Annotated in this window: 18 protein-coding genes; 9 read left to right on the top strand and 9 right to left on the bottom strand. The window is 63.9% G+C overall.

The genetic code is table 11. The features are described 5' to 3' along the window. Positions 1-133: 133 nt before the first annotated feature. From waaF to IAE40_RS06695, 7 genes are read left to right on the top strand one after another with little or no spacing between them, the layout of a single operon-like run. A complete protein-coding gene (waaF, locus tag IAE40_RS06725) occupies positions 134-1,183 on the top strand; it encodes a lipopolysaccharide heptosyltransferase II (protein WP_153772428.1) in 1,050 nt (349 codons plus the stop codon). Further along, complete coding sequence (waaC, locus tag IAE40_RS06720) at positions 1,184-2,242, top strand: lipopolysaccharide heptosyltransferase I (protein ID WP_153772427.1); 1,059 nt, start codon at positions 1,184-1,186, stop codon at positions 2,240-2,242. Further along, positions 2,242-3,366 (top strand): glycosyltransferase family 4 protein, encoded by a 1,125-nt coding sequence (locus IAE40_RS06715; protein WP_197889779.1) that lies wholly within the window; start codon positions 2,242-2,244, stop codon positions 3,364-3,366. The genes waaC and IAE40_RS06715 overlap by 1 nt, the downstream gene beginning before the upstream one ends. After that, positions 3,363-4,169, top strand: coding sequence for a lipopolysaccharide core heptose(I) kinase RfaP (rfaP, locus tag IAE40_RS06710; protein WP_054892169.1), 807 nt, complete (start codon positions 3,363-3,365; stop codon positions 4,167-4,169). The genes IAE40_RS06715 and rfaP overlap by 4 nt, the downstream gene beginning before the upstream one ends. Beyond that, complete coding sequence (locus IAE40_RS06705) at positions 4,169-4,903, top strand: lipopolysaccharide kinase InaA family protein (protein WP_054892170.1); 735 nt, start codon at positions 4,169-4,171, stop codon at positions 4,901-4,903. Before rfaP ends, IAE40_RS06705 begins: the two co-directional genes overlap by 1 nt. After that, positions 4,900-5,652, top strand: a complete 753-nt coding sequence (locus IAE40_RS06700) for a lipopolysaccharide kinase InaA family protein (RefSeq protein ID WP_054892171.1) — start codon at positions 4,900-4,902, stop codon at positions 5,650-5,652. Before IAE40_RS06705 ends, IAE40_RS06700 begins: the two co-directional genes overlap by 4 nt. Then, entirely contained in the window at positions 5,652-7,094 is a 1,443-nt protein-coding gene (locus IAE40_RS06695) for a lipopolysaccharide kinase InaA family protein (RefSeq protein ID WP_200602893.1), read from the top strand. Before IAE40_RS06700 ends, IAE40_RS06695 begins: the two co-directional genes overlap by 1 nt. Here the strand turns inward: IAE40_RS06695 and IAE40_RS06690 are convergent. The 8 genes from IAE40_RS06690 to IAE40_RS06655 form a co-directional block, all read right to left on the bottom strand. Beyond that, a complete protein-coding gene (locus IAE40_RS06690; protein ID WP_200602892.1) occupies positions 7,067-9,865 on the bottom strand; it encodes a dermonecrotic toxin domain-containing protein in 2,799 nt (932 codons plus the stop codon). The two genes, IAE40_RS06695 and IAE40_RS06690, sit on opposite strands and share 28 nt — an antisense overlap. Before the next feature lie 72 nt (positions 9,866-9,937). Further along, a complete protein-coding gene (locus tag IAE40_RS06685) occupies positions 9,938-10,114 on the bottom strand; it encodes a hypothetical protein (protein ID WP_200602891.1) in 177 nt (58 codons plus the stop codon). Continuing rightward, complete coding sequence (locus IAE40_RS06680; protein WP_200602890.1) at positions 10,111-11,223, bottom strand: PepSY-associated TM helix domain-containing protein; 1,113 nt, start codon at positions 11,221-11,223, stop codon at positions 10,111-10,113. The genes IAE40_RS06685 and IAE40_RS06680 overlap by 4 nt, the downstream gene beginning before the upstream one ends. Before the next feature lie 115 nt (positions 11,224-11,338). Further along, a complete protein-coding gene (locus IAE40_RS06675) occupies positions 11,339-13,771 on the bottom strand; it encodes a TonB-dependent siderophore receptor (protein ID WP_200602889.1) in 2,433 nt (810 codons plus the stop codon). Positions 13,772-13,900: 129 nt separating this feature from the next. Beyond that, the gene (locus IAE40_RS06670) at positions 13,901-14,857 is read right to left on the bottom strand and encodes a FecR domain-containing protein (protein WP_153772421.1); all 957 of its coding nucleotides are present in this window, start codon (positions 14,855-14,857) and stop codon (positions 13,901-13,903) included. Next, complete coding sequence (locus IAE40_RS06665) at positions 14,854-15,372, bottom strand: RNA polymerase sigma factor (RefSeq protein ID WP_153772420.1); 519 nt, start codon at positions 15,370-15,372, stop codon at positions 14,854-14,856. The genes IAE40_RS06670 and IAE40_RS06665 overlap by 4 nt, the downstream gene beginning before the upstream one ends. Before the next feature lie 136 nt (positions 15,373-15,508). Beyond that, complete coding sequence (locus tag IAE40_RS06660) at positions 15,509-16,219, bottom strand: 3'-5' exonuclease (RefSeq protein WP_153772419.1); 711 nt, start codon at positions 16,217-16,219, stop codon at positions 15,509-15,511. Further along, positions 16,216-18,153 (bottom strand): putative nucleotidyltransferase substrate binding domain-containing protein, encoded by a 1,938-nt coding sequence (locus IAE40_RS06655; protein WP_200602888.1) that lies wholly within the window; start codon positions 18,151-18,153, stop codon positions 16,216-16,218. Before IAE40_RS06655 ends, IAE40_RS06660 begins: the two co-directional genes overlap by 4 nt. A gap of 216 nt (positions 18,154-18,369) precedes the next feature. Between IAE40_RS06655 and IAE40_RS06650 the strand changes: the two genes are divergently transcribed. After that, a complete protein-coding gene (locus IAE40_RS06650) occupies positions 18,370-18,813 on the top strand; it encodes a response regulator (RefSeq protein ID WP_153772418.1) in 444 nt (147 codons plus the stop codon). Positions 18,814-18,913: 100 nt separating this feature from the next. On the opposite strand, the gene IAE40_RS06645 is transcribed toward IAE40_RS06650, so the two are convergent. Further along, a complete protein-coding gene (locus IAE40_RS06645; protein WP_200602887.1) occupies positions 18,914-21,091 on the bottom strand; it encodes a malate synthase G in 2,178 nt (725 codons plus the stop codon). A 435-nt stretch (positions 21,092-21,526) separates the two neighbouring features. On the opposite strand from IAE40_RS06645, the gene IAE40_RS06640 reads away from it, so the two are divergent. Continuing rightward, positions 21,527-22,045, top strand: coding sequence for a glycine cleavage system protein R (locus tag IAE40_RS06640; RefSeq protein WP_112897161.1), 519 nt, complete (start codon positions 21,527-21,529; stop codon positions 22,043-22,045). The last annotated feature ends 122 nt before the right edge of the window (positions 22,046-22,167 follow it).

Raw genomic sequence — 22,167 nt, 5'->3', positions numbered from 1 at the left:
TACCTGTGGGACCGGGCTTGCCCGCGAATGAGGCATGTCAGTGGTACACTGTCCGCCACATAGCCTGAATATAAAGAGGGGAGGCCAGGTTGTAGAGCAGCCTGCAGCCTCCCCGAATGTTTCTGGATAAAGCATGAGAATACTGATCATTGGACCCAGCTGGGTCGGCGACATGGTGATGGCGCAGACCCTGTTCCAGTGCCTGAAACAGCGTCACCCCGACTGCGTGATCGACGTGCTGGCCCCCGAGTGGAGCCGGCCGATCCTCGAGCGCATGCCCGAGGTGCGCCAGGCCTTGAGCTTCCCGCTCGGCCACGGTGCCCTGGAGCTGGCCACGCGCCGGCGCATCGGCAAGTCACTGGCCGGCCAGTACGACCAGGCGATCCTGTTACCCAACTCGCTCAAGTCGGCACTCGTGCCTTATTTCGCCGGCATCCCCCAGCGCACCGGCTGGCGTGGCGAGATGCGCTACCTGTTGCTCAACGATGTGCGCAAGCTCGACAAGGCGCGCTACCCGTTGATGATCGAACGTTTCATGGCCCTGGCCTATGAGCCGGGCGCGCCGCTGCCACAACCCTATCCCCGCCCGAGCCTGCGCATCGAAGACCAGAGCCGCGAGGCCGCCCTGGCCAAGTTCGGCCTGGAGCTGGATCGCCCGGTGCTTGCGTTGTGCCCAGGTGCCGAGTTCGGCGAGGCCAAGCGCTGGCCGGCGGAGCATTATGCCGCCGTTGCCGACGCGATGATTCGCCAGGGTTGGCAGGTGTGGCTGTTCGGCTCGAAGAACGATCATCCGGTCGGCGAGCAGATCCGCGACCGCCTGATTCCGGGCTTGCGTGAAGAGTCCGTCAACCTGGCCGGCGAGACCTCGCTTGCCGAAGCCATCGACCTGATGTCCTGCGCCGATGCGGTGGTGTCCAACGACTCCGGCCTGATGCATGTGGCGGCGGCGCTGAACCGTCCGCTGGTGGCGATCTATGGTTCGACCTCGCCGGGCTTCACCCCGCCACTGGCCGACCAGGTCGAGGTGGTGCGCACCGGTATCGAGTGCAGCCCGTGCTTCGAACGTACCTGCCGTTTCGGTCACTACAATTGCCTGCGCCTGCTCGAGCCCGAAAAAGTCATTGCCGCCCTGCACAGCCTGGGTGGTCCGAACCTGATCGATACCGTGGCCGAGGTCGACTAAGTGCGGGTACTGATCATCAAGACCTCGTCGCTGGGCGATGTGATCCACACCCTGCCGGCGCTGACCGATGCCGCCCACGCCATCCCCGGCATTCGTTTCGACTGGGTGGTGGAGGAGGGCTTTGCCGAGATCCCGAGCTGGCACCCGGCAGTCGACCAGGTGATCCCGGTGGCTATCCGGCGCTGGCGCAAGAATCTCTGGCAAACGCTCAAGAGCGGCGAGTGGAAGGCGTTCAAGCAACGCCTGCGCGAGCGCAAGTACGACCTGGTGATCGATGCCCAAGGGCTGGTCAAGTCGGCTTGGCTGACCCGTTACGTCAAGGCGCCGGTGGCCGGGCTCGACCGCTATTCGGCGCGCGAAGGCTGGGCCAGCCGCTTCTACGACCGACGCCTGTCGGTCGCGGTCGGCCAGCATGCGGTGGAACGGGTACGCCAGCTGTTCGCCTTGTCCCTGGCCTACGACCTGCCTGAAGGCATCGGCCAGTACGGCCTGGACCTGAACCGCCTGCAACTGCCCCCGACGGCCCCCTACGTGGTGTTCCTGCATGGCACTACCTGGGCCACCAAGCACTGGCCGGAAGCCTACTGGCGTGAGCTGGCCGAGCGCATGGGGCGGCGCAAGATGAAAGTCGTGCTGCCCTGGGGCAATCCTGCGGAGAAGGCTCGTGCCGATCGCATCGCCCAAGGCTTGGAAAACTGCCAGGTACTCCCCAGATTGAACCTCGCAGGGGTCGCTCGCATACTCGCGGCGGCCAAGGCCTGCGTGGCGGTGGACACCGGCCTCGGCCACCTGGCCGCAGCGCTGGACGTGCCGACCATCTCGCTGTTCGGCCCCACCAATCCTGGTCTGACCGGTGCCTACGGACGCGCCCAGATCCACCAGGCCAGCAACTTCCCCTGTGCGCCTTGCCTGCAGAAGAAGTGCACCTACAAACCGAGCGCCGAGGACCTGCGCCGGTTCGATCTCAAACGCGAGTGGCCGCTGTGCTTCACTCGCCTGAATCCCGAGCATGTGGCGGGCCGCTTGAGCGCGCTGCTGCTGGCTGAGGATGTTCGTTGATGCAACTGGCTTTCGTGCTTTACAAATATTTCCCCTTCGGCGGATTGCAGCGCGATTTCATGCGCATCGCCCTGGAGTGCCAGAAGCGTGGGCATCAGATCCGCGTCTATACACTCATCTGGGAAGGTGATATCCCCCCAGGCTTCGAAGTGCTGGTGGCGCCGGTCAAGGCGCTGTTCAACCACCGCCGCAACGAAAAACTCAGCGCCTGGATGGCCGCCGACCTGGCCAAACGCCCGGTCGACCGTCTGATTGGCTTCAACAAGATGCCGGGGCTGGACGTCTACTATGCCGCCGACGGCTGCTTCGAGGACAAGGCCCAGACCCTGCGCGGCGGCCTGTATCGTCGCTGGGGCCGCTACCGGCATTTCGCCGAATACGAGCGTGCCGTGTTCGCCAAGGATGCTGCCACCGAGATCCTGATGATCTCTGAAGTGCAGCAGCCGCTGTTCATCAAGCACTACGACACCCCTGCGGAGCGTTTCCACCTGTTGCCACCGGGCATCTCCCAGGATCGCCGGGCGCCGTCCAATGCGGCCGAGATCCGCGCAGCGTTTCGCCAGGAGTTCGCGCTGGACGATGACGACCTGTTGCTGGTGCAGATCGGCTCGGGGTTCAAGACCAAGGGCGTCGATCGCAGCCTCAAGGCCCTGGCCGCATTGCCTTCGAGCCTGCGCAAGCGCACCCGGCTGATGGTCATCGGCCAGGACGACCCGAAGGTGTTCCAGTTGCAGAGCGCCACGCTCGGCCTGGGTGACCAGGTGCAGTTCCTCAAGGGGCGCAGCGACATCCCGCGCTTCCTGCTCGGCGCCGACCTGCTGATCCACCCGGCCTACAACGAAAATACCGGCACCGTGCTGCTCGAAGCGCTGGTCGCCGGTTTGCCGGTGCTGGTATCCAAGGTCTGTGGCTATGCCCATTACATCGCCGAGGCCGACAGCGGCCTGGTGCTCGACGAGCCGTTCGAGCAAGAGCAGCTCAACGCCTACCTGCAGCGCATGCTCGAAGACCCCCAGGCCCGCGCCGATTGGGCGCGCAACGGCTTGGCCTTTGCCGACAGCGCCGATCTCTACAGCATGCCGCAGCACGCCGCCGATGTGATTCTCGGCCAGGAGCACGCATGAAGCTGATGCTGGCCGAACCCTTCAAGCGCCTCTGGGCTGGGCGCGACCCCTTCGATGCCGTCGAAGCCCTGCAGGGCGAGGTATACCGCGAGCTCGAAGGACGCCGAACCTTGCGCACCGAGGTCGAGGGCGAGGGCTATTTCGTCAAGATCCACCGCGGCATCGGCTGGGGCGAGATTTTCAAGAACCTGTTCAGCGCCAAGCTGCCGGTACTCGGTGCCGGCCAGGAATGGCTGGCGATCCAGCGCCTGCAGGAGGTCGGCGTGCCGACCATGACCGCCGTCGCCTATGGCGAACGTGGCAGCAACCCGGCCACCCAGCATTCGTTCATCGTCACCGAGGAGCTGGCCCCCACCGTCAGCCTGGAAGACTTCAGCATCGACTGGCTCAGGCAGCCCCCCGAGCCGCGTCTCAAGCGTGCGCTGATCGATGAGGTGGCGAAGATGGTCGGCGGCATGCACCGTGCAGGCGTCAACCACCGTGATTGCTACATCTGCCATTTCCTGCTGCACACCGACCGGCCCGTGACGCCTGAAGACTTCAAACTGTCGGTGATCGACCTGCACCGCGCACAGACCCGTACGAAAATCACCCGTCGCTGGCGCGACAAGGACCTGGCCGCCTTGTATTTCTCGGCCCTGGACATCGGCCTGACGCGTCGCGACAAGCTGCGCTTCCTCAAGGGCTATTTCCAGCGCCCGCTGCGCCAGGTGCTCGCCGAGGAAGCCGCACTGCTCGCCTGGCTCGAACGCAAGGCGCAGAAACTCTACGATCGCAAGCAACGCTATGGGGATGCGCTCTGATGGCGGGTTGGACACTGGCGCCGGGCTACGAACACCTGGCGGCGGACTTCGGCAGTATCGACGCGGTGTTCGCCCTCGACGGCGAGCGCCTGACCCGTGACCCGCTCAGCGAGGTCATCCGCATCGAGCGCGACGGGGTCAACTACTACGTCAAACGCTACACCGGTGCCGGCAAGCACATGCGTCGCTTCCTCGGACGGCCACGGATCAAGGCTGAATGGCAGAACCTCAAGCAGTTCGCCAAGTGGGGCATTCCTACCGCCGAAGTGGTGGCCTGGGGGCTGGAGCGCAAGGGGCTGTCGTTCGGCCGCGGGGCGATGATCACCCGCGAGCTGCCGCGCACCGAAGACCTTTCGGCGCTGGCCGAGCGCAACGATCCGCGCCTGGCTGATCGCACATGGGTCGAGCATGTCAGTCGTCAACTGGCTCGCCATACCCGGGTCATGCACGATCATCACTTCGCCCACAACGACCTGAAGTGGCGCAACCTGCTGGTGGATGATCAGGCGACGCTGTTCTTCATCGATTGCCCGACGGGCGATTTCTGGCGTGGCTTCATGCTCCGCCACCGGCTTATCAAGGATCTGGCGTGCCTGGACAAGGTCGCCAAATATCACCTCTCGGCCACCCAGCGCCTGCGCTTCTACCTGCAATATCGCGGGCACGCGCGGCTCAATGCCCGTGACAAGCGACGGATTCGCCAGGTGGTGAGCTTTTTCGAGGGAAGGGAATGACCGATTACCTGGCCAGCGCCGACCATGCGCTGCTGCAACGCCATGGCCTGAACGACTTCGAGGCGCTGTGGGCGCTGCAACTGGATGCCGTCGACGAACCCAACACCGGGCGCGGCGGCTGGAGCAGCGTGTTCCGCCTGGAACTCGAGGGCAAGGGCTACTACCTCAAGCGCCAGAGCGACTACCTCACGCGTACCCTGCACCGGCCGTTCGGCGAGCCCACCTTTGCCCGCGAATTCCGCAATATCAGCCGCTATGAAAAGCTCAACATCCCAGCACTGCAGGCGGTGTTCTATGGCGAGCGCAAGCAGGGCGGCCAGCATCGGGCGATCCTGATGACCCGCGCGCTCGACGAGTGGAACGACCTGGAGAGTTTCCTCGGCCAATGGCCGCAACTGCCCGAGCCTCGACGCCAGGGTATTCTCGCGGCCTGTGGCGAGCTCGCGCGCACCCTGCACGGCGCCGGCCAGGTGCATGGTTGTTTCTATCCCAAGCATATTTTCCTGCGCGAACGCCGCGAAGGCTGGCAGGCCCAGCTGATCGACCTGGAAAAGACCCGGCCACTGCTGTTCGGTATGCGTGACCGTCTCAAGGACCTCGAGCCCTTGCTGCGTCGTGCCCGTGCCTGGAGCGAGGCGGACGTGCGCAGCCTGCTCGCCGCCTACCTGGCGCAGCCGGCCGACAGCGCGCTGGTCGGCACCTGGCTGCAACGCCTGACGCAACGCCGTCGTGAAAAAGAGGCCCGCTGATGCGCTTGTCTGAACTGAAGGATGCCGGGCGCAGCCCGAGCCTGCCCTTGAGCGTGACGCTCGAAGATGCTGCCGGCAGTGCCGAGCTGCAGTTGCTCAGCCTGCTGCGCGTACTGCCAGGGCAGCGCTATGTCGGTGCCGGTATCTGGCGCGGCACGCCGGTGCTGGCCAAACTGCTGGTCGGCAGCAGCGCCGCCCGCCATTTCAAGCGTGAGCTGGAGGGCGCGCGCTTGATGGCTGCGCAGGGGTTGACCACGCCCCGACTGCTGGCCGATGGCCTGAAGGATGGCGAGGGTGGCTGGCTGCTGTTCGAGTTCCTTGAAAACGCTGAAAACCTGGGCGACGCCTGGGCCAAGGTCGAGCATCTGCCGATGCTGGCGGACGAGCAGCATGGGGTGCTCGGCGAGGCGCTGACCGCAGTGGCGCAGATGCACGCCAAAGGGCTGTGGCAGGAAGACCTGCACTTGGACAACCTGCTGCGCCACGAGGGCCACCTCTACCTGATCGATGGTGCCGGCATCAAGGCTGAAACGCCGGGCCAGCAACTGTCGCGCCAACGTGTGCTGGAAAACCTCGGGGTATTGTTCGCCCAGTTGCCCAAGCGCCTGGAACCCTTCATCGAAGAGGCGCTGGTGCATTACCTGCTGGCCAATGGCGAGCATGCGCTGCCGCTCGAAGCCCTGCAGAAGCAGGTCGACAAGGTACGCAGTTGGCGCTTGAAAGACTACCTGGACAAAGCCGGGCGCGACTGCACGCTGTTCAGCGTCGAGCGCAGCCTCTCGGGCCTGCGTGCGATCCGACGCGAAGAGGTGTCTGCCCTGGTGCCGGTACTGGAGCAGGCCGATACGCTGATCGAGCAGGGCCACCTGTACAAGACCGGCGGTGCCGCCAGCGTGGCACGTATCGAGGCCGGTGACCGCACGCTGGTGCTCAAGCGCTACAACATCAAGAGCACCGCCCACTGGTTCAAGCGGTTCTGGCGCCCGAGTCGTGCCTGGCATTCCTGGATCGAAGGCCATCGCCTCGAGTTTCTCGACATCGCCACGCCGCGTCCGCTAGCGATGCTCGAGCAACGGGTGATGGGGTTGCGCAGCACCGCCTACCTGGTGACCGAATACGCGGACGGTCCTGATCTCACGGCATGTTTTGCGCCCTACGTCGAGAATGGCGAAGTGCCTGAAGAACAGGTTCAGGCGTTGGTCAAACTGATGCAGAGGCTGATTGCCGAACGCATCAGCCATGGTGACTTCAAGGGCCACAACCTGTTCTGGCAGAACGGGCAGTGGTCGCTGATCGACCTCGATGCCATGACCCAGCACGCCACTCAGCTCAGCTTCGCTCCTGCCTACGCACGTGACCGTGCGCGCTTGCTGCGCAACTGGCCAAGCAGCAGTGCCTTGCACCGGCGCCTCGATCAGTTGCTGCCTCGGCTCACCGAATAAGCCTGCGGCAGCGTCAGCCAGTCGCTGCTGCGACCGGCCTGGCGCACGCGAAGGCTCCATTGTCTGTCTTGCCAACGCAAGATGGCCGAGGCGGGGCTTTCGCGGTTTTGCCCGGCAAGCAGCAGCCGGTAGTGGTTCTTGAGCAGATGCGCGCGCAGCGGCAGGGCATGGCCACCGGCAAGCAGGTAAAGCCCTTGGTCGCTTTGGTACAACCCGTCGGCATCTTCGTGTTTTTCCCCCGCAGGCACTTCGGCGAGCCGACAGGTGTCGAACAGTGCCTTCAGGTCTGGCAGGCCGTCGTACCACAGCACGGGGGAGTCGACGACCCATTCGCCGTCCTCGCGACGCTTGACCGGGACCTTGGTGTAAGCGTCCGGCTTGCGCGGATCGACCACTCGCCAGCGGTAACCGTCGAACGCGACCTGATAACTCTGACCGGCGCTGTCCTTGATGAAGTAGAAGGTCAATCCTGGATAGGGTGAGGGCTGTTCATAGATGCCCTCCTTGTGAATGCCGTCGACTCGGTAGCGAAGCTTGCTGGTATTGACCGCGCTGACCATGGCCGGGGGGAGTGACAGTGGCGGCGTCGGTGGCATGGCTCGAATTGCCCGGCGAAGCACCGTTGAACCGGAGACGCTGTTGATGCCGTCGCTGGCATAGCTGAAGGCATCGACCAGCGAGCGCAGCATGCCGATGCGGTCACCTTCGACGTACGCCTTGTGGGTATCGATTATCGAGATCGCGGCACGGGCGAACGACAGCACTGCCAGGGCACGAAGGGGCAGAACCAAGCTGAGCAGGTCGAGGATGACCCACAGCACATGCAGGCTGAAATCGCCCAGCAGCTCCAGTTTCGTATTGGTGGCCGCGTCCACCGCTGAGAGTGCGGCGTGGACCTCGGCCCGATAGCGTGCGTGCTGAAAGTCGCCGGTGATTTCCGGACGGCTTATCCGTGAGCCCAATCCTCCCTTGGACAGCCAGCGTTCGACATTGGCCGGGTTGGCCAACGGCATGCGGTCTTTGACATAGTCACGCAGAGCTGGTTTTTCGCGTAGCGTGCGCAGCATTTGCCGAGCGTTGCGATACTCACGCCAGGCGCGGCGATCCGGGGCATCCGGTGTATAGACCAGAAAGCGCTGCATGCCGGCGTTCTCCGGGGTGACGAGTATGACCCCTTGCACGGTGTGGCCGTCGATCAACAGTTGTCGCACGCTCAGGCGCGTAACCTTCAGTGCCTTGCGCTGCTCGCTGTCGGGATGGTCGAGCACGGTGCTGGTCCACAGATAGCCGCGTTCGAAGGGGTCTTCCAGGTAATGGCCGGCGTATCGCGCCTTGGCCGCCTCGGCGCGCATGCGCGCTCTGCTGATTGCAGCGTAACTGTCGCGTCGCCACTTGGCCGTCGGTGACTCCAGCAGGTGCGTGCGCAGGTAGCGGCTGTAGCTTTCGCCAACGTCCAAGGCACGAACCATCTGCTTGATCTGCGCCGGGGTGATCTCTGTCACAGGGCTGTCGTCCGCGCGGTGTACTCGTGCCGTCAGCCAATAGTCGACGTCAAGCCAGCCGACGTTGAGCATGGCCAACTGATCGAGGCTATAGCTCTGCGATACCAACTCGACGGTGTCGCCGACCTGCGGGCGGCTGGCGGCGGGGATGTAGCCGGTAGTGAGTCCGGGATGGAGGACAGGCCCTCTCTGGCGCGCCATTGTCACGCTGACATGGATCTCACGCGGGTCGGCATCGAATTGATACTGCTGGCGCATGGCTGTACGCAGTTGTTCGCAAGTCCAGGTGCGCAGACCCTCACGGTCGAGGAACTGATCGTGACTGAGAATGCCTGGCGCGGCAGCCTTGTCGATGGCAATCACCAGCTCCTGCATGGTTTGCATGATATGGGTCAGGCCTTGTGCCGACGCGTTCTTGAGCCAGGCGGGGCTGTTTCTCTCCAGCAGCAGGGCATAGCGTGTCTGCAGGGCCGCCCTGCTGTCGGCCAGGGGCAGCAGGTCGGCAGCTGTGTCCAGTTGGCTGGTCAGGGCAGGCCAATCGATTGGCGATGTCTGGGCTGCGTTTTCCCAGACCTGCGTCAGGCTTGCATGTTGGCTATCTATCAGGGCCTGTACCTGCAGCTGCAACGGATCATCGTTGAACCATTCGTAGCGCAGGCGCTCGGCGTTGCGCGCACGCTCTCGCTGTTCATCACCGGCCATCAACCGCAGTAGCGGCCTGCTCTGCTGCAGGTCGTCCAGGCGCTCGCACAGTTCGGTGTGCAGCTCTGCCAGGTCGTCGAACGGCTCGATGCCATGGGAAAGACTGCACAGCAAGGCGTAGTCGCTGGACTCAGCGGGGTCGGGCATGCTGCCCTCGGGTTCGCCTTCGACAATCACGAAGGCGCCGGGCAGGTACTCGCGCCAGTGAGGGCTGCCGATGTCCAGCAGTGGGCGGTAGATTTGTGGGCGCTCGGCAGGAGGCAGGTGCTGGCGTTGCCCGGGCAGCGGCATTTCTATGCTGGTTTTGAGCAATTCGGCGTGGTTCGAACCTAGGGTGTGATCATCGACGCGCAGGGTGATCTGTGCGAGCAGTTGCGCGCGTAGCAAGCTGACCAGTCGTGCTTTACGACTTTCGCCGGTGACGCCGGTGTCGAGCCAATACTCGGCGAGGTCTGCGAAATACCGCTGGCGTGCCTTGAGCCAGGGCTGCGAGGTTTCAGGCCGGGGCGGCGACGCAAGCAGGTCGCTCAGCTGTTGATCGAAGGCTTGGAAATGTTGCAGGCTCATTAGCTGCGCTCCGTAGTGATGGAGCGGCCAGCTTGGCGTGCCAGGCCTCGGTGGGCGCGTTAGCCGATTACCTCATCGTCTCGACAGGCCGCGCACTCCAAGTAGCGCCGGTATCCCCAGCCCCGCCCAGGACAGCACATCCCAGGCACCATCACCGAGCAGAGCCGCGAACAGCCCTGCAGCGCTCAGGAGGGCGATGGCGATTGGCCAGGCGAAGATCCGGCGAGTGCTTTGCGAGCGGTGGCTCATGTCCGCACCTCGCGGGGCTTGCGCTGCTTGCCCCACCACAGATACAGGCCACTGAGCAGGACGACGATGGTCAGCACATCCAGTACTGCCCAGAGGATCTGCATTGGTCGTCCGCCATAGTCGCCGAAGTGCAGCGGCTGTGACAGGCCCATGGCGTCCATGTACCAGGGGCGATCGCCAATGGCGGTGACTTCCAGGGTACGGGCATCGATCAGTACCGGCGTCAGCAAGTGCGACGTCAGGTGTGTCGCGCCTTTCATGAACACCGCGTAGTGGTGTTCGCTGGAAAAGCGTGTGCCGGGAAAGGCGATGAAGTCTGCACGCATGCCGGGTGCGGCCTGTTCGGCGATTTGCAGCAATTGCGTGGCAGGCGCGCGTTCGGTGAGTGGCGGGGCATCGCGATAGGGCGCAACCATCGCCGCCAGGCTGTCATTGCGCCAGGCGGCGATGACCAGGTCGGACAGCGCGCTGATCACCCCGGTGACACCGACCACCAGCGCCCAGGTCAGGGTGACAACGCCGATCAGGTTGTGCAGGTCGAGCCAGCGCAGGCGCCGCGATTTATCGGTGCGGACCGTGGCGAACTGCAGGCGGCGCATGAACGGAGCGTAGAGCACCGTGCCCGAGACGATGGCAACGACGAACAGCACGCCCATGGCGGCCAGCAGGAGTTTGCCGGGAAGGCCGGCGAACATGTCCACGTGCAGGCGCAGGATGGTCATCATCAAGCCGCCATTGGCGGCGGGCATGGCCACCGCCTCGCCGGTGCGGGCGTCGAGCATGAAAGTGTGCGAGGCGTTGGGTTCGGTGCCAGCGGTGGCTGCGGTGATCGCCACCACACCGTTGCGCTCGTCATCCTCGAAACCGAAATACTGCATGACCTCGCCGGGGCGGTGTTGCTCGGCCTTGATTACCAGTTGCTGAAGGTCCAGATACGGCGTGTCGGCAGGCATCTCGCGCAGTTCCGGGGCGTCACCGAGCAGGTGTTCGAGTTCGTGGTGGAAGATCAGCGGCAGGCCGGTCAGGGCGAGCAGCAGCAGGAACAGCGTGCAGATCAGGCTGGTCCAGGTGTGGATCGCCGACCAGCGGCGGATGGTTTGGCTTTTCATCAGGGTTGCAGCCTTTGCAGCTTGTGCTGTTTTTCAGGACGCAATCGCGGGGCAAGCCCGCTCCCACAGGATCGTCGTGTACCTGTAGGAGCGGGCTTGCCCCGCGAGGCGTCACTCAGAACTTGTAGTTGGCGCTGACCACAACGCTACGCTGGTCGCCGTAGTAGCAGTAGTACGAATCGCAGGTCGAAATGTAGTCCTTGTTCAGCAGGTTGGTGGCATTGACCGCCACCGAGGCGCCCTTGAGGCTATTGTCCAGGCGGCCCAGGTCGTAGTGCACCGAAGCGTCGAATACGGTGTAGGCCTTGGCCTTGCCGAGGTAGGTATTGCCCTGGTCACCGTAGGTGTTGCCGGTGTAGCGCGCACCGCCGCCGATGCCGAAGCCGTCGAGTACACCGCTGTGCCAGGTGTAGTCGGCCCACAGTGAGGCTTGCTGGTTGGGCATCAACTGCAGGCGGTTGCCCTTGAACTGGCCGTCCTGTACTTCCGATTTGGCCAGAGTGTAGGCCGCGATCACCTTCAGGTTCTCGGTGACATCGGAGACGGCTTCCAGCTCCAGACCACGTACCTTCACTTCGCCGGTCTGGCTGGTGACGGTCACGTTGCCGATGTTGTTGGTGACCGAAACGTTTTTCTGCGTCAGGTCGTACACCGCCGCAGTCAAAAGGGTATTGGAGCCCGGTGGCTGGTACTTTATCCCCAGCTCCCACTGCTTGCCTTCGGTCGGCTTGAGACCGTTGGTCGGGTCGATGTCGGCCTTGCTGCTTGGCTGGAACGACTCGGCATAGGACAGATACGGCACGAAGCCCGAATCGAAGACATAGCTGATCGCGGCGTTACCGCTGAATTTCTTGTCGCGCTGGGTGTTGGTGGCATCGCCCTTGTTGAAGAACTTGGTGCCGGTGTGCACCCAGTCCTCGCGTCCACCCAGGGTCAGGCGCCAGTTGTCGAGGGCCATCTGGTCCTGGACGTAGAGGCCTGTCTGGCGGGTCTTCTGGTCGTAGTCGTAGAACGCTGTAGAACGATCCGGGCGGGTGATGGGCAGGCCGTAGGCCGGATTGTTCACGTTGATCGGCGGCGCACTGCCGAAGATGGCCAGATAGTTGTTGTTCATGCGCTGGTGATCCAGGCCGATCAGCAGGGTGTGGCTGATAGCGCCGGTGCTGAAGTCGCCCTGGAAGTTGTTGTCGACAGCGAACTGGCTGATATCTTCGTCGACGTTGGTGGTACCGCGCCCGGTGTTGCCCTGATCGTCCACCACCATCCCGAACCCTGGGTTGTAGCTGTTGACGGTCACGGTCTGGAATGACAGTTCGGATTTGGTGTAGCGCAGGTTCTGGCGGAACTGCCAGACATCGTTGAAGCGATGCTCGAAGGCATAGCCGACGGCGTAGTAGGTGCGGTCGTAGAAGTCGTAGTTCGGATCTCCCAGGTTCTTGTGGTGCGAGATCTTGCCGAACGGCATGTCGATCTTGGTGCCCTGGATCGGGTAGAACTGGCTGGTGACTCCCGTATCGTCGCGGGTGAACTGGCTGAGGAAAGTCAGCGAGGTATCCTCGTCGATGTTCCAGGTCAGGCTTGGGGCGATGTTGTAGCGTTTGTCTTCGATGTGGTCGATCTGCGTGCCGCTGTCGCGGATCACACCGCTGACGCCATAGAGGAATCGGCCTTCATCGTCGATCTTGCCAGTGCTGGCAAAGTTGATCTGGCGATGGTTGTCGCTGCCGTATTGCACTTCGATCTCGTGAGCGGCTTCGGCTTGTGGGCGGCGGCTGACGATGTTCAGCAGGCCGCCAGGCGGGGTCTGGCCGTAGACCGATGACGCCGGGCCGCGCAGCAGGGCCAGGCGGTCGAGGTTCCAGGTTTCCGGCTTCGGGTTGGCGTAGACGCCGCGTGGCAGTGGCAGACCGTCAAGGAACTGGGTCGGCTCGAAGCCCCGCACGCGCATCCAGTCGTAGCGAGTATCGCTGCCGAAGCTGGCGGAAACGATACCTGGCATGTACTTCACCGCGTCATCGAGGCTGTGCACGCCGCGGTCGCTCATCTGCTGGCGGGTGGCAACCGAGATCGAGCGCGGGGCCTCGACCAGTGCGGTGTCGGTCTTGGTGCCGGCAGCGGTGCGCTTGGCCAGGTAGCCATCGACCGGGCCCCAGGCGCTTTCGCTGTCGCTGGATGCGTTCACGCTGGTTTCCGGTAGCGCCAGGCTGCCTTCCGGCACGGCGACCAGGCTGTAGCTGCCTGCGCTGCCCTGCTGCAGTTGCAGGCCGGTGCCGCGCAGGGCGGCCTGCAGGGCGCCGATGCCATTGAAGGTGCCACGGACCGGTGCCGAGGTACGTCCGCTGGCCAGGCTCGGGTCCAGGGCCAGGGCGATGCCGGCCTCGCTGGCGATCCGGTTCAAGGTGCCGGCCAGCGGCGCGCTGGGCAGATCGTATGCCCGCACGCTGGACTGCTCGGCAGCCAGCAGCATGGGGCTGACCAGAGGGGTGGCAAGGCCGATGGCCAGGGCCATCAGGCTGGGACGCAGGTAAGACTCGACAGCACGGGACATGCAGTGGCTCCTAGACGGATAAGTGCTAACTGCTTCCTTGCCGAGCGAGATTTGGAAAGTGACAGGGGGGTGGAGATTTTTTTGTCTGGGGTTATCACCGATGTGAAGAACGATAGGGTCGGTACTGATTCACCGCGGCCCGACGGTCACCCACCAGGGCGTCCGCCGTTCGATCTTCACCGGCAAGGCCGGCACCAGCGAAGCCAGCGCCAGGTCGGTATCCGTCAGCGGGAAGCTGCCGGTCACGCGCAGGTTGGCGACTTCATCCGACACCCCCAGGTGCCCGCTGCGATAACGACCGAGCTCGGTCACCAGGTCCGCCAGGCGCACGTTGTCCACCACCAGCATGCCCCGGGTCCAGGCGTCGGCACCGGCGCTGACCGGGCCGATCAGGCCGAGGCCGTTGCTGTGCATCAAGACTTGCTGGCCCTCGTTCAGCACTTCTTCGTTGCCCGTGTTGCTCGGTTGCGCAGCTACCTGGGCCTGCAGCACTTCAAGGCGTGTGCCGGCAGTTTCGCGTTTGACCAGGAAGCGCGTACCCAGCGGACGCAGCCGCCCATCGTCGGTGCGCACCCACAACGGGCGAGGGTCGTCGTGGCCGGTTTCCACGGAGATCTCCCCTTGGTGCAGCACGATCACCCGTTGTTCTCCCTCGTAGTCGATATCGACTGCGGTGTGGGTGGCCAGGCTCAGCAGTGTGCCGTCCTCCAGGCGCAGGGTACGCAGCTCTCCGGTCCCGGTGCGTTGATCAGCCAGCCAGTAGCTGGGTGCCAGCGAAGGGGCGCCGATCCAGGCCAGCAGGCCACCGAGCAGGAGCATCCCGGCCAGCCCGCCACCGAGCTTGCCAACCCGCTGGCGCAGGCCGGCGCGAGACTGCAGCAGGGCGTGGCGGGCGGGACCTGCAGCCGCGCCCACACGTTGGTCGAGCATGCCAAGCTGGAACCAGGCGCGCGCATGTTCCTCGCTGGCGGCGTGCCAGCGCGTGAATTCGTTGCGCTCATCGGCGGTGCCGTCGCCGCCCTCCAGGCAAAGCTTCCACGCAATGGCGGCTTCCAGGACCTTGGCCGAGACCGGCGTATTGCTCACGTCGGCTCCCCGTACAACGCCACGTAGCACTGGCGCATGCCTTGGGCAATGTACTGGCGCACTCGCGACACCGACACACCCAGGCGTTGGGCGATCTCGGCATGGCCCATGCCGTCCAGACGGTTGTATAGAAACGCGGTACGTGCCTTGCTCGACAGTTTGCCCAGCTGGCGGTCGATGGCCTTGAGGTCTTCGAGGATCAGGTGCTGGGTTTCTGGCGAAGGCTGCTCTGCTTCAGGCAGCAGCGACAGCTCGGCAAGGTACGCCTGCTCCAGGGCGGCGCGGCGGAAATGGTCGAACAGCAGCCCCTTGGCCACCGCGACGAGAAACGCGCGGGGTTCGCGAGGCGCGATCAACTGTTCGCGGCCGAGCAGGCGCACGAAGGTGTCCTGGCTGAGGTCTTCGGCGCGCTGGCGGCAAGCCGTGCTGCGCTGCAGCCAGGCCAGCAGCCAGCTGCGGTGGTCGCGGTACAGGCTGCCGACCAGCTCGGCATGTGGGCTGTGCGCAGAGGACAAGGGCGTTCCCCGGGGAAGAATGCGTTATATAACGATAATGATTCGCGATTGTGGCAGAGGAGGGCGGGGGGATGCAATTGACGCTGGTCAGAATGCCTGTGGGCGCGGGTTTATCCGCGAAAAGGCCAGCGCCTGCCTACAGGCCATGGCTGTGCACGGCGCGCCGCCGCCACTGCCTCAGCCGCTGTTCCAGTTGCAGCGGGCTGTCCAGTTGCTGGCGTCGTGCCTGGCTGAACAGGATCAAGGCCAGCTCTGCGGTGACCTGGGCGTCGGCACTGGCATGATGGCGCGCCTGTACCTCAAGGCCGAAGCGTGCCACCCAGTCGTCCAGGCCTGCCTCACGTAGCACGGTGTCGGGGTTGAGCATCGGTGCCAATTCCGCCACATCGATGAAGACATGTTGCAGGCGATAGCCGAGGGTTTCCTTCAAGGCGCGCCCGAGCATGCCCTGGTCGAACGGCGCGTGAAAGGCCAGTACCGGGCTGTCGCCGATGAACTCCAGCAAGTCCACCAGCGCTTCGGCCGGGTCGCTGCCTGCCGCCAGTGCGCTGGGCCCCAGGCCGTGAATAAGCACGCTGGCGTTGGTCTTCTGTTCGGGACGGTGCAGGGTGCGTTCGAACTGGCGGCCCAGGTCGATACCGCCGTCCTCGATGGCCACGGCACCGATCGACAGCACCTGGTCACGGTTGAGGTTCAGACCACTGGTTTCGAGGTCCAGTACAACCCAGCGCTGCTCGCGCAGAGGCTGCACGCCGTACGCTGCCGGCCCTGGCAGCGCGGCCAGGCGCTGGCGCAGTTCTTCGTCGAGCGCCGGTGCGCTGGAGCGTAGCCAGGCGAACAGCTTCATAGCTGGTACCGCTGCGCCAGGCTGCTTTGCAGGCGCTGGGCCTGGCGCAGCGATTCACGCAGGATGCGGCGGTCCAGATGGTTGAGGCTGTCCGGGTCGACGCGGTTGGAGTAGGTCAGGTTATCGCGACTCTGGCGCTGGTGCTGTTGCATGCGGGTCTGCTGGATGAAGTGATAGGCCTCTTCGAAGGCGGCGCCATCGAGGGCATCGATGACGCCCTTGGCCACCAGCTGGCGCAAGCGTTCCAGTGTGTTGTTGGCACCGATGCCGTTGGCCAGGGCGAGCAGGCGGGCGCCATCGACGAAGGGTGTCAGGCCCTGGACCTTGAGGTCGAGGGTGGCGGCCTTGTCGTTGCCCTGACGGGTCAGCACGAACTCGCGCAGACGCCCGACCGGCGGGCGCTGGCGCAGGGCGTTGTCAGCCATCATGCGCTGGAAGATGCGGTTGTCGGCGACCTGGGTGAGGATGCCCTGGCGAAGCGCTTCGCAGCCTTGCTCATCGCCCCAGACCACGCGCAGGTCGAAGTAGATGCTCGAACCCAGCAGGTTTTCCGGGCTGGCTTCGCGGATGAAACCGGCAAAGCGCCGCGCCCATTCGGCACGCGACAGGCATAGCTCGGGGTTGCCGGCCATGACATTGCCCTTGCACAGGGTGAAGCCACACTGGGCGAGGTTGTGGTTGATGTACTGCGCCAGTGGCAGCAGGCGCGCGCGAATGGCGTCGGCTTCGGCGCTGTCGCGGGCCTCGAAGAGAATGCCATTGTCCTGGTCGGTGTGCAGGGTCTGCTCGCGGCGTCCCTCGCTGCCGAAGCACAGCCAGCTGAAGGCCACGCCGGGGTCGCCGCGTTCGGCCAGCGCCAGCTCGATCACCCGGCAGACGGTATGGTCGTTGAGCAGGGTAATGATCTGGGTGATCTGCGTCGAGGAAGCACCATGGGCGAGCATGCGCTCGACCAGTTGGCCGATCTCGCCGCGCAATGCCACCAGTACTTCCAGGCGCGGCGCGTGACGGATGGTGCGCGCCAGATGCACCAGGTCGACCCGCTGCAGGGAGAACAGGTCGCGCTCGGACACCACCCCGCACAGGCGACCGTTGTCCACCAGGCAGACATGCGCGATATGCCGTTCGGTCATCGCCATGGCGGCATCGAAGGCGCTGGCCTGGGGGCTGAGGTAGAACGGTGCGACGGTCATGTGCCGGTCGATCGGTGCGCTGAGCTCGGCGCTGGCGTCGGCGACCACCTGACGCAGGTCGCGCAGGGTGAAGATACCGATGGGGAAGCGCTGCTCATCGACGATGGCAATGCTCCCCACCTGTTGTTCGTGCATCGACCGTACGGCGTCGCGCAGCGGCGTGTCGGGCGTGCACACCACCGGATGACGCATGGCCAGCTCGCCCAGCGGTGTATTGAGCGAATACTGCGTGCCCAGGGTTTCCACGGCGCGCTGGCGCACCTGCTGGTTGACCTGGTCGAGCAGGCTGCTGACGCCGCGCAGGGCGAAGTCGCGAAATACGCCGGACAACGAGAACACGCGGATGAACGCCGCCTTGTTCAGTTGCAGGCAGAAGGTGTCTTCGCCGGCCAGGTGTTCGGTGCGCGTGGCCCGTTCGCCAAGCAGTGCGGCCAGGGGGAAGCATTCGCCGCTGGCGATCTCGAAGGTGGTTTCCACACCGGGGCCGGTGACATGTTGGCGTTCGCCCACCACCCGGCCCTGCTTGACGATGTAGAAGTGTTCCACGGGCCCGTCGGCGGGCTTGATGATGCTTTCGCCGCTGGCATAGAAGCGCAGTTGGCACTGCTCGACCAGATAGGCGAGGTGGCCCTGTTCCATCTGGTTGAACGGCGGGAAGCGCTGCAGAAACTGCAGCGTACCTTGGATGTTCTGCAGCACCGCTGTCCTGCCGGCCTGGGTGTAGGCGTCCTTTTTGCTCATGAAGCTGACCGTATCGCTACGCCGAACTATATATATCTATCTATAGGTATCGGCTTTGTTGTTTTCGGCCTCCATGGTCGGCTGGCTGCCCGTGGATGCCCATTGGACGTAAGTCTATCGGTGAGAGTCGCTGTCAAGGATCCGACGAAAGGTGGGTAGGCTACGCCGGTTTTCGCGGTCCTAAACCTAGCACGAGATTTTTTTGACGAGATGACCATGGCTGAGCATGACGAAATACTGAGTGACGCCGAGCGCGAGGCGTTGGCCGTGGTGAGCGCGCCAGTGGCGCCCAGGCCGGTGGTGCTGGTGGTGGACGACAACCCGGTGAACAGCGAGGCCCTGAGCCTGTACCTGAAAAGCCGTGGCATCGACTGCATGATGGCCGATGGTGCGCAGGAGGCGATGTTCAAGCTGCACTACGAACCGCGCATCGCGCTGATGATCACCGATCTGCGCATGGAGCCCAAGGATGGCCTGGAGCTGATTCGGCAGATTCGCGAGTCGGAGCGGGCGGCGTTGTCGATCATCGTGGTGTCGGGCGACACCGATGTGAAGGAGGCGGTGGACGTGATGCACCTGGGGGTGGTGGATTTTCTGCTTAAACCGGTGGATCTGGGGAAATTGCTGGAGTTGGTGAAGCGCGAGTTACGCATCGAATAACCGTGTAACGGCATTCGCGGGTAAACCCGCTCCCACAGGGCCTGCACTGCCTTGAAGGCAGCAGTGGATCTGTGGGAGCGGGTTTACCCGCGAATAGGTCTTACAGCCCGTTACGCGCCTTGAACTCGCGACGGCGGCGATGCAGTACCGGCTCGGTATAGCCGTTCGGCTGCTTCGCACCCTCGACGACCAGCTCGACCGCGGCCTGGAACGCGATGTTGTCATCGAAGTTCGGCGCCATCGGGCGGTACTGCGCGTCGCCGGCGTTCTGCTTGTCGACCACCGCTGCCATGCGCTTGAGGCTTTCCAGCACCTGCTCCTGGGTGACGATGCCATGACGCAGCCAGTTGGCCAGCAGTTGGGCGGAAATGCGCAGGGTGGCGCGGTCTTCCATCAGCCCGACGTTATTGATGTCCGGCACCTTCGAGCAGCCCACGCCGTGGTCGATCCAGCGTACGACGTAGCCGAGGATGCCCTGGGCGTTGTTGTCCAGCTCGTTGCGGATCTCGTCGGCAGACCAGTTGGTGTTGGCCGCCAGCGGAATGGTCAGGATGTCGTCCACCGAGGCCGGGGTACGCGAGGCCAGCTCGCGCTGGCGCGCCTGGACGTCGACCTTGTGGTAGTGCAGCGCGTGCAGGGTCGCGGCGGTCGGCGAAGGGACCCAGGCGGTGTTGGCGCCGGACAGCGGGTGGGCGATCTTCTGTTCGAGCATCGCCGCCATCAGGTCAGGCATGGCCCACATGCCCTTGCCGATCTGGGCACGGCCTTGCAGGCCGGTGGCCAGGCCGATATCGACGTTGTTGTTTTCGTACGCGCCGATCCATTTCTCGCTCTTCATGGCGCCCTTGCGCACCATGGCGCCGGCTTCCATCGAGGTGTGGATCTCATCGCCAGTGCGGTCGAGGAAACCGGTGTTGATGAACACCACGCGCTCGGCTGCCGACTTGATACAGGCCTTGAGGTTGACCGTGGTACGGCGCTCCTCGTCCATGATGCCCACTTTGACGGTGTTGCGCGGCATGCCCAGCAGGTCTTCGACGCGGCTGAAGATCTCGGCGGCGAACGCCACTTCCTCAGGGCCGTGCATCTTCGGCTTGACGATGTACACGCTGCCGCTACGGGTGTTCTTGCGGCTGGTGTTGCCGTTGAGGTTGTGCAGCGCGATGAGGTTGGTGAACAGGGCGTCCTGGATACCTTCGGGAATTTCATTGCTCTGGGCATCGAGGATCGCCGGGTTGGTCATCAGGTGACCGACGTTACGCACGAACAGCAACGAACGACCGTGCAGGGTAACGCTGCCGCCATTGGGCGCTGCGTACTCGCGGTCGGGGTTCATGGTGCGGGTGAAGGTCTTGCCACCCTTGGTCACGCTTTCGGCCAGGTCGCCCTTCATCAGGCCCAGCCAGTTGCGGTAGACGACGACCTTGTCGTCGGCATCGACGGCGGCGACAGAGTCTTCGCAGTCCATGATGGTGGTCAGTGCCGATTCCATCAGGATGTCTTTCACGCCGGCGGCGTCGGTGCTGCCGACCGGGGTGCTGGCGTCGACCTGGATCTCGAAGTGCAGGCCGTTGTGCTTGAGCAGCACGGCCGTCGGCGCTGCGGGGTCGCCACGGAAACCAATCAGCTGGGCGTCGTCGCGCAGGCCGCTGTTGCTGCCGCCCTTGAGGGCGACGATCAGCTTGCCGGCGTCGATGCGATAGCCGGTGGAATCGACGTGGGAGCCGGCAGCGAGGGGCGCGGCCTCATCGAGGAAGGCGCGGGCGAAGGCGATGACTTTGTCGCCGCGTACCTTGTTGTAGCCCTGGCCTTTTTCGGCGCCGCCTTCTTCGCTGATAGCGTCGGTGCCATACAGTGCGTCATACAGCGAGCCCCAGCGGGCGTTGGCGGCGTTCAGGGCGAAGCGAGCGTTCATCACCGGCACCACCAGCTGCGGGCCGGCCATGTGGGCGATTTCTTCGTCGACGTTTTGCGTGGTGGCCTGGAAATCGTCGGCTTGTGGCAGCAGGTAGCCGATTTCCTGGAGGAATGCTTTGTAGGTCGCGGCGTCGTGGGCCTGACCCTGGCGTGCCTGGTGCCAGGCATCGATCTTGGCTTGCAGCTCGTCACGCTTGGCGAGCAGGGCTTTGTTCTTTGGAGCGAGGTCGTTGATGATCTTCTCTGCACCGGCCCAGAACTGCTCGGCGACGATGCCGGTCCCCGCAATGGCTTCGTCGTTGACGAAGTCGTACAGGACCTTGGCGACCTGAAGGCCACCGACTTGAACGTATCCAGTCATTGCTTGCCTCACTCTGCTCAGCTATTTCGCTCTTCTGTATTAAGCCTGTAGCGCTTCTCTAAACACGCGGCCAGTACATGCCCTCGTCATGCAGCCCGAGCGCGGCTGGGTGCGGCCTGCCAGACAGGCTGGCGGGCGATTCGCGTATTTTCACAGGCGCCTTGGCAGACATCCAAACGACGTTTTGTAGTCCGCGCTGGCGCATACTACATGATGCAGTAGGCGAGTGAACATCAGACTAAAAGCGTCGTTGTGCGACCCATTGGTCGCATGGGGTCACGCTGGGAGACAGTATGTTCGCAAAAAACCTGTAGATTGTTCCAGATAAATCTCTAAACGGTACACGATTTGTTGCTCGGTCTGCCCTGCGGCAGGTTGCCGCGCCTTGCCTATACTGATTCGATGCCCTTGTACGAGCAGGTAGAGGAGTGGCCCGTGGATCATCTTGTACTCACCGTGATCGCCCCTGACAAGGCCGGACAGGTCGAACGCATCGCCCAGTGCATCTCAGATCACAGCGGTAACTGGCTGGAAAGCCGCATGTCGCGCATGGCCGGGCAGTTCGCCGGTATCCTGCGGGTGGCGGTGCCGGCGGAAAACTATGACGAGCTGGTCGAGTCACTGCAGAAGCTGGGCGACCATGGGATCCGCGTGCTGATTGCCGAGAGCGGCATCGAACCGTCCTGCACCTGGAAACCGATCGCGATGGAGCTGGTGGGCAATGACCGCCCCGGGATCGTTCGCGATATCACCCGGTTGCTGGCGGAGCAGGGGGTCAACCTCGAGCGCTTGAGCACCGAAGTGCGCCCGGCACCGATGAGCAGCGAGCCACTGTTCCACGCCGATGCCTTGCTGGCATTGCCGCTGACCTTGTCGCTGGATGACCTGCAGCAGAAGCTCGAAAGCCTCGCCGATGACCTGATGGTGGAGTTGAAGCTCAGGCCGGAGGAATAGCGGGTTATCCCGATTTAACGGGGAAGCCCCTGTGGATAACCTGAGGGTACTCGAGGCCAGCCCCGATAGATCGCGGGCTGCAGCGGATTGTGCAAAAAATGACCATATTTCAGGGGCTTGTG

This window comes from Pseudomonas sp. S44 (genome assembly GCF_016624805.1).
Lineage (GTDB): Bacteria > Pseudomonadota > Gammaproteobacteria > Pseudomonadales > Pseudomonadaceae > Aquipseudomonas > Aquipseudomonas machongensis.
The sequence above is the reverse complement of the archived record's forward strand: the minus strand, read 5'-3'. Positions and strand labels throughout refer to the sequence as shown.

Coding starts and splice junctions, on each gene's coding strand:
- IAE40_RS06695 (WP_200602893.1), top strand. CDS start 5,652: ATGCGCTTGTCTGAACTGAAGGATGCCGGGCGCAGCCCGAGCCTGCCC.
- IAE40_RS06715 (WP_197889779.1), top strand. CDS start 2,242: ATGCAACTGGCTTTCGTGCTTTACAAATATTTCCCCTTCGGCGGATTG.
- IAE40_RS06690 (WP_200602892.1), bottom strand. CDS start 9,865: ATGAGCCTGCAACATTTCCAAGCCTTCGATCAACAGCTGAGCGACCTG.
- IAE40_RS06650 (WP_153772418.1), top strand. CDS start 18,370: ATGGCTGAGCATGACGAAATACTGAGTGACGCCGAGCGCGAGGCGTTG.
- IAE40_RS06680 (WP_200602890.1), bottom strand. CDS start 11,223: ATGAAAAGCCAAACCATCCGCCGCTGGTCGGCGATCCACACCTGGACC.
- rfaP (WP_054892169.1), top strand. CDS start 3,363: ATGAAGCTGATGCTGGCCGAACCCTTCAAGCGCCTCTGGGCTGGGCGC.
- IAE40_RS06705 (WP_054892170.1), top strand. CDS start 4,169: ATGGCGGGTTGGACACTGGCGCCGGGCTACGAACACCTGGCGGCGGAC.
- waaF (WP_153772428.1), top strand. CDS start 134: ATGAGAATACTGATCATTGGACCCAGCTGGGTCGGCGACATGGTGATG.
- IAE40_RS06675 (WP_200602889.1), bottom strand. CDS start 13,771: ATGTCCCGTGCTGTCGAGTCTTACCTGCGTCCCAGCCTGATGGCCCTG.
- IAE40_RS06655 (WP_200602888.1), bottom strand. CDS start 18,153: ATGAGCAAAAAGGACGCCTACACCCAGGCCGGCAGGACAGCGGTGCTG.
- IAE40_RS06685 (WP_200602891.1), bottom strand. CDS start 10,114: ATGAGCCACCGCTCGCAAAGCACTCGCCGGATCTTCGCCTGGCCAATC.
- IAE40_RS06660 (WP_153772419.1), bottom strand. CDS start 16,219: ATGAAGCTGTTCGCCTGGCTACGCTCCAGCGCACCGGCGCTCGACGAA.
- IAE40_RS06645 (WP_200602887.1), bottom strand. CDS start 21,091: ATGACTGGATACGTTCAAGTCGGTGGCCTTCAGGTCGCCAAGGTCCTG.
- IAE40_RS06700 (WP_054892171.1), top strand. CDS start 4,900: ATGACCGATTACCTGGCCAGCGCCGACCATGCGCTGCTGCAACGCCAT.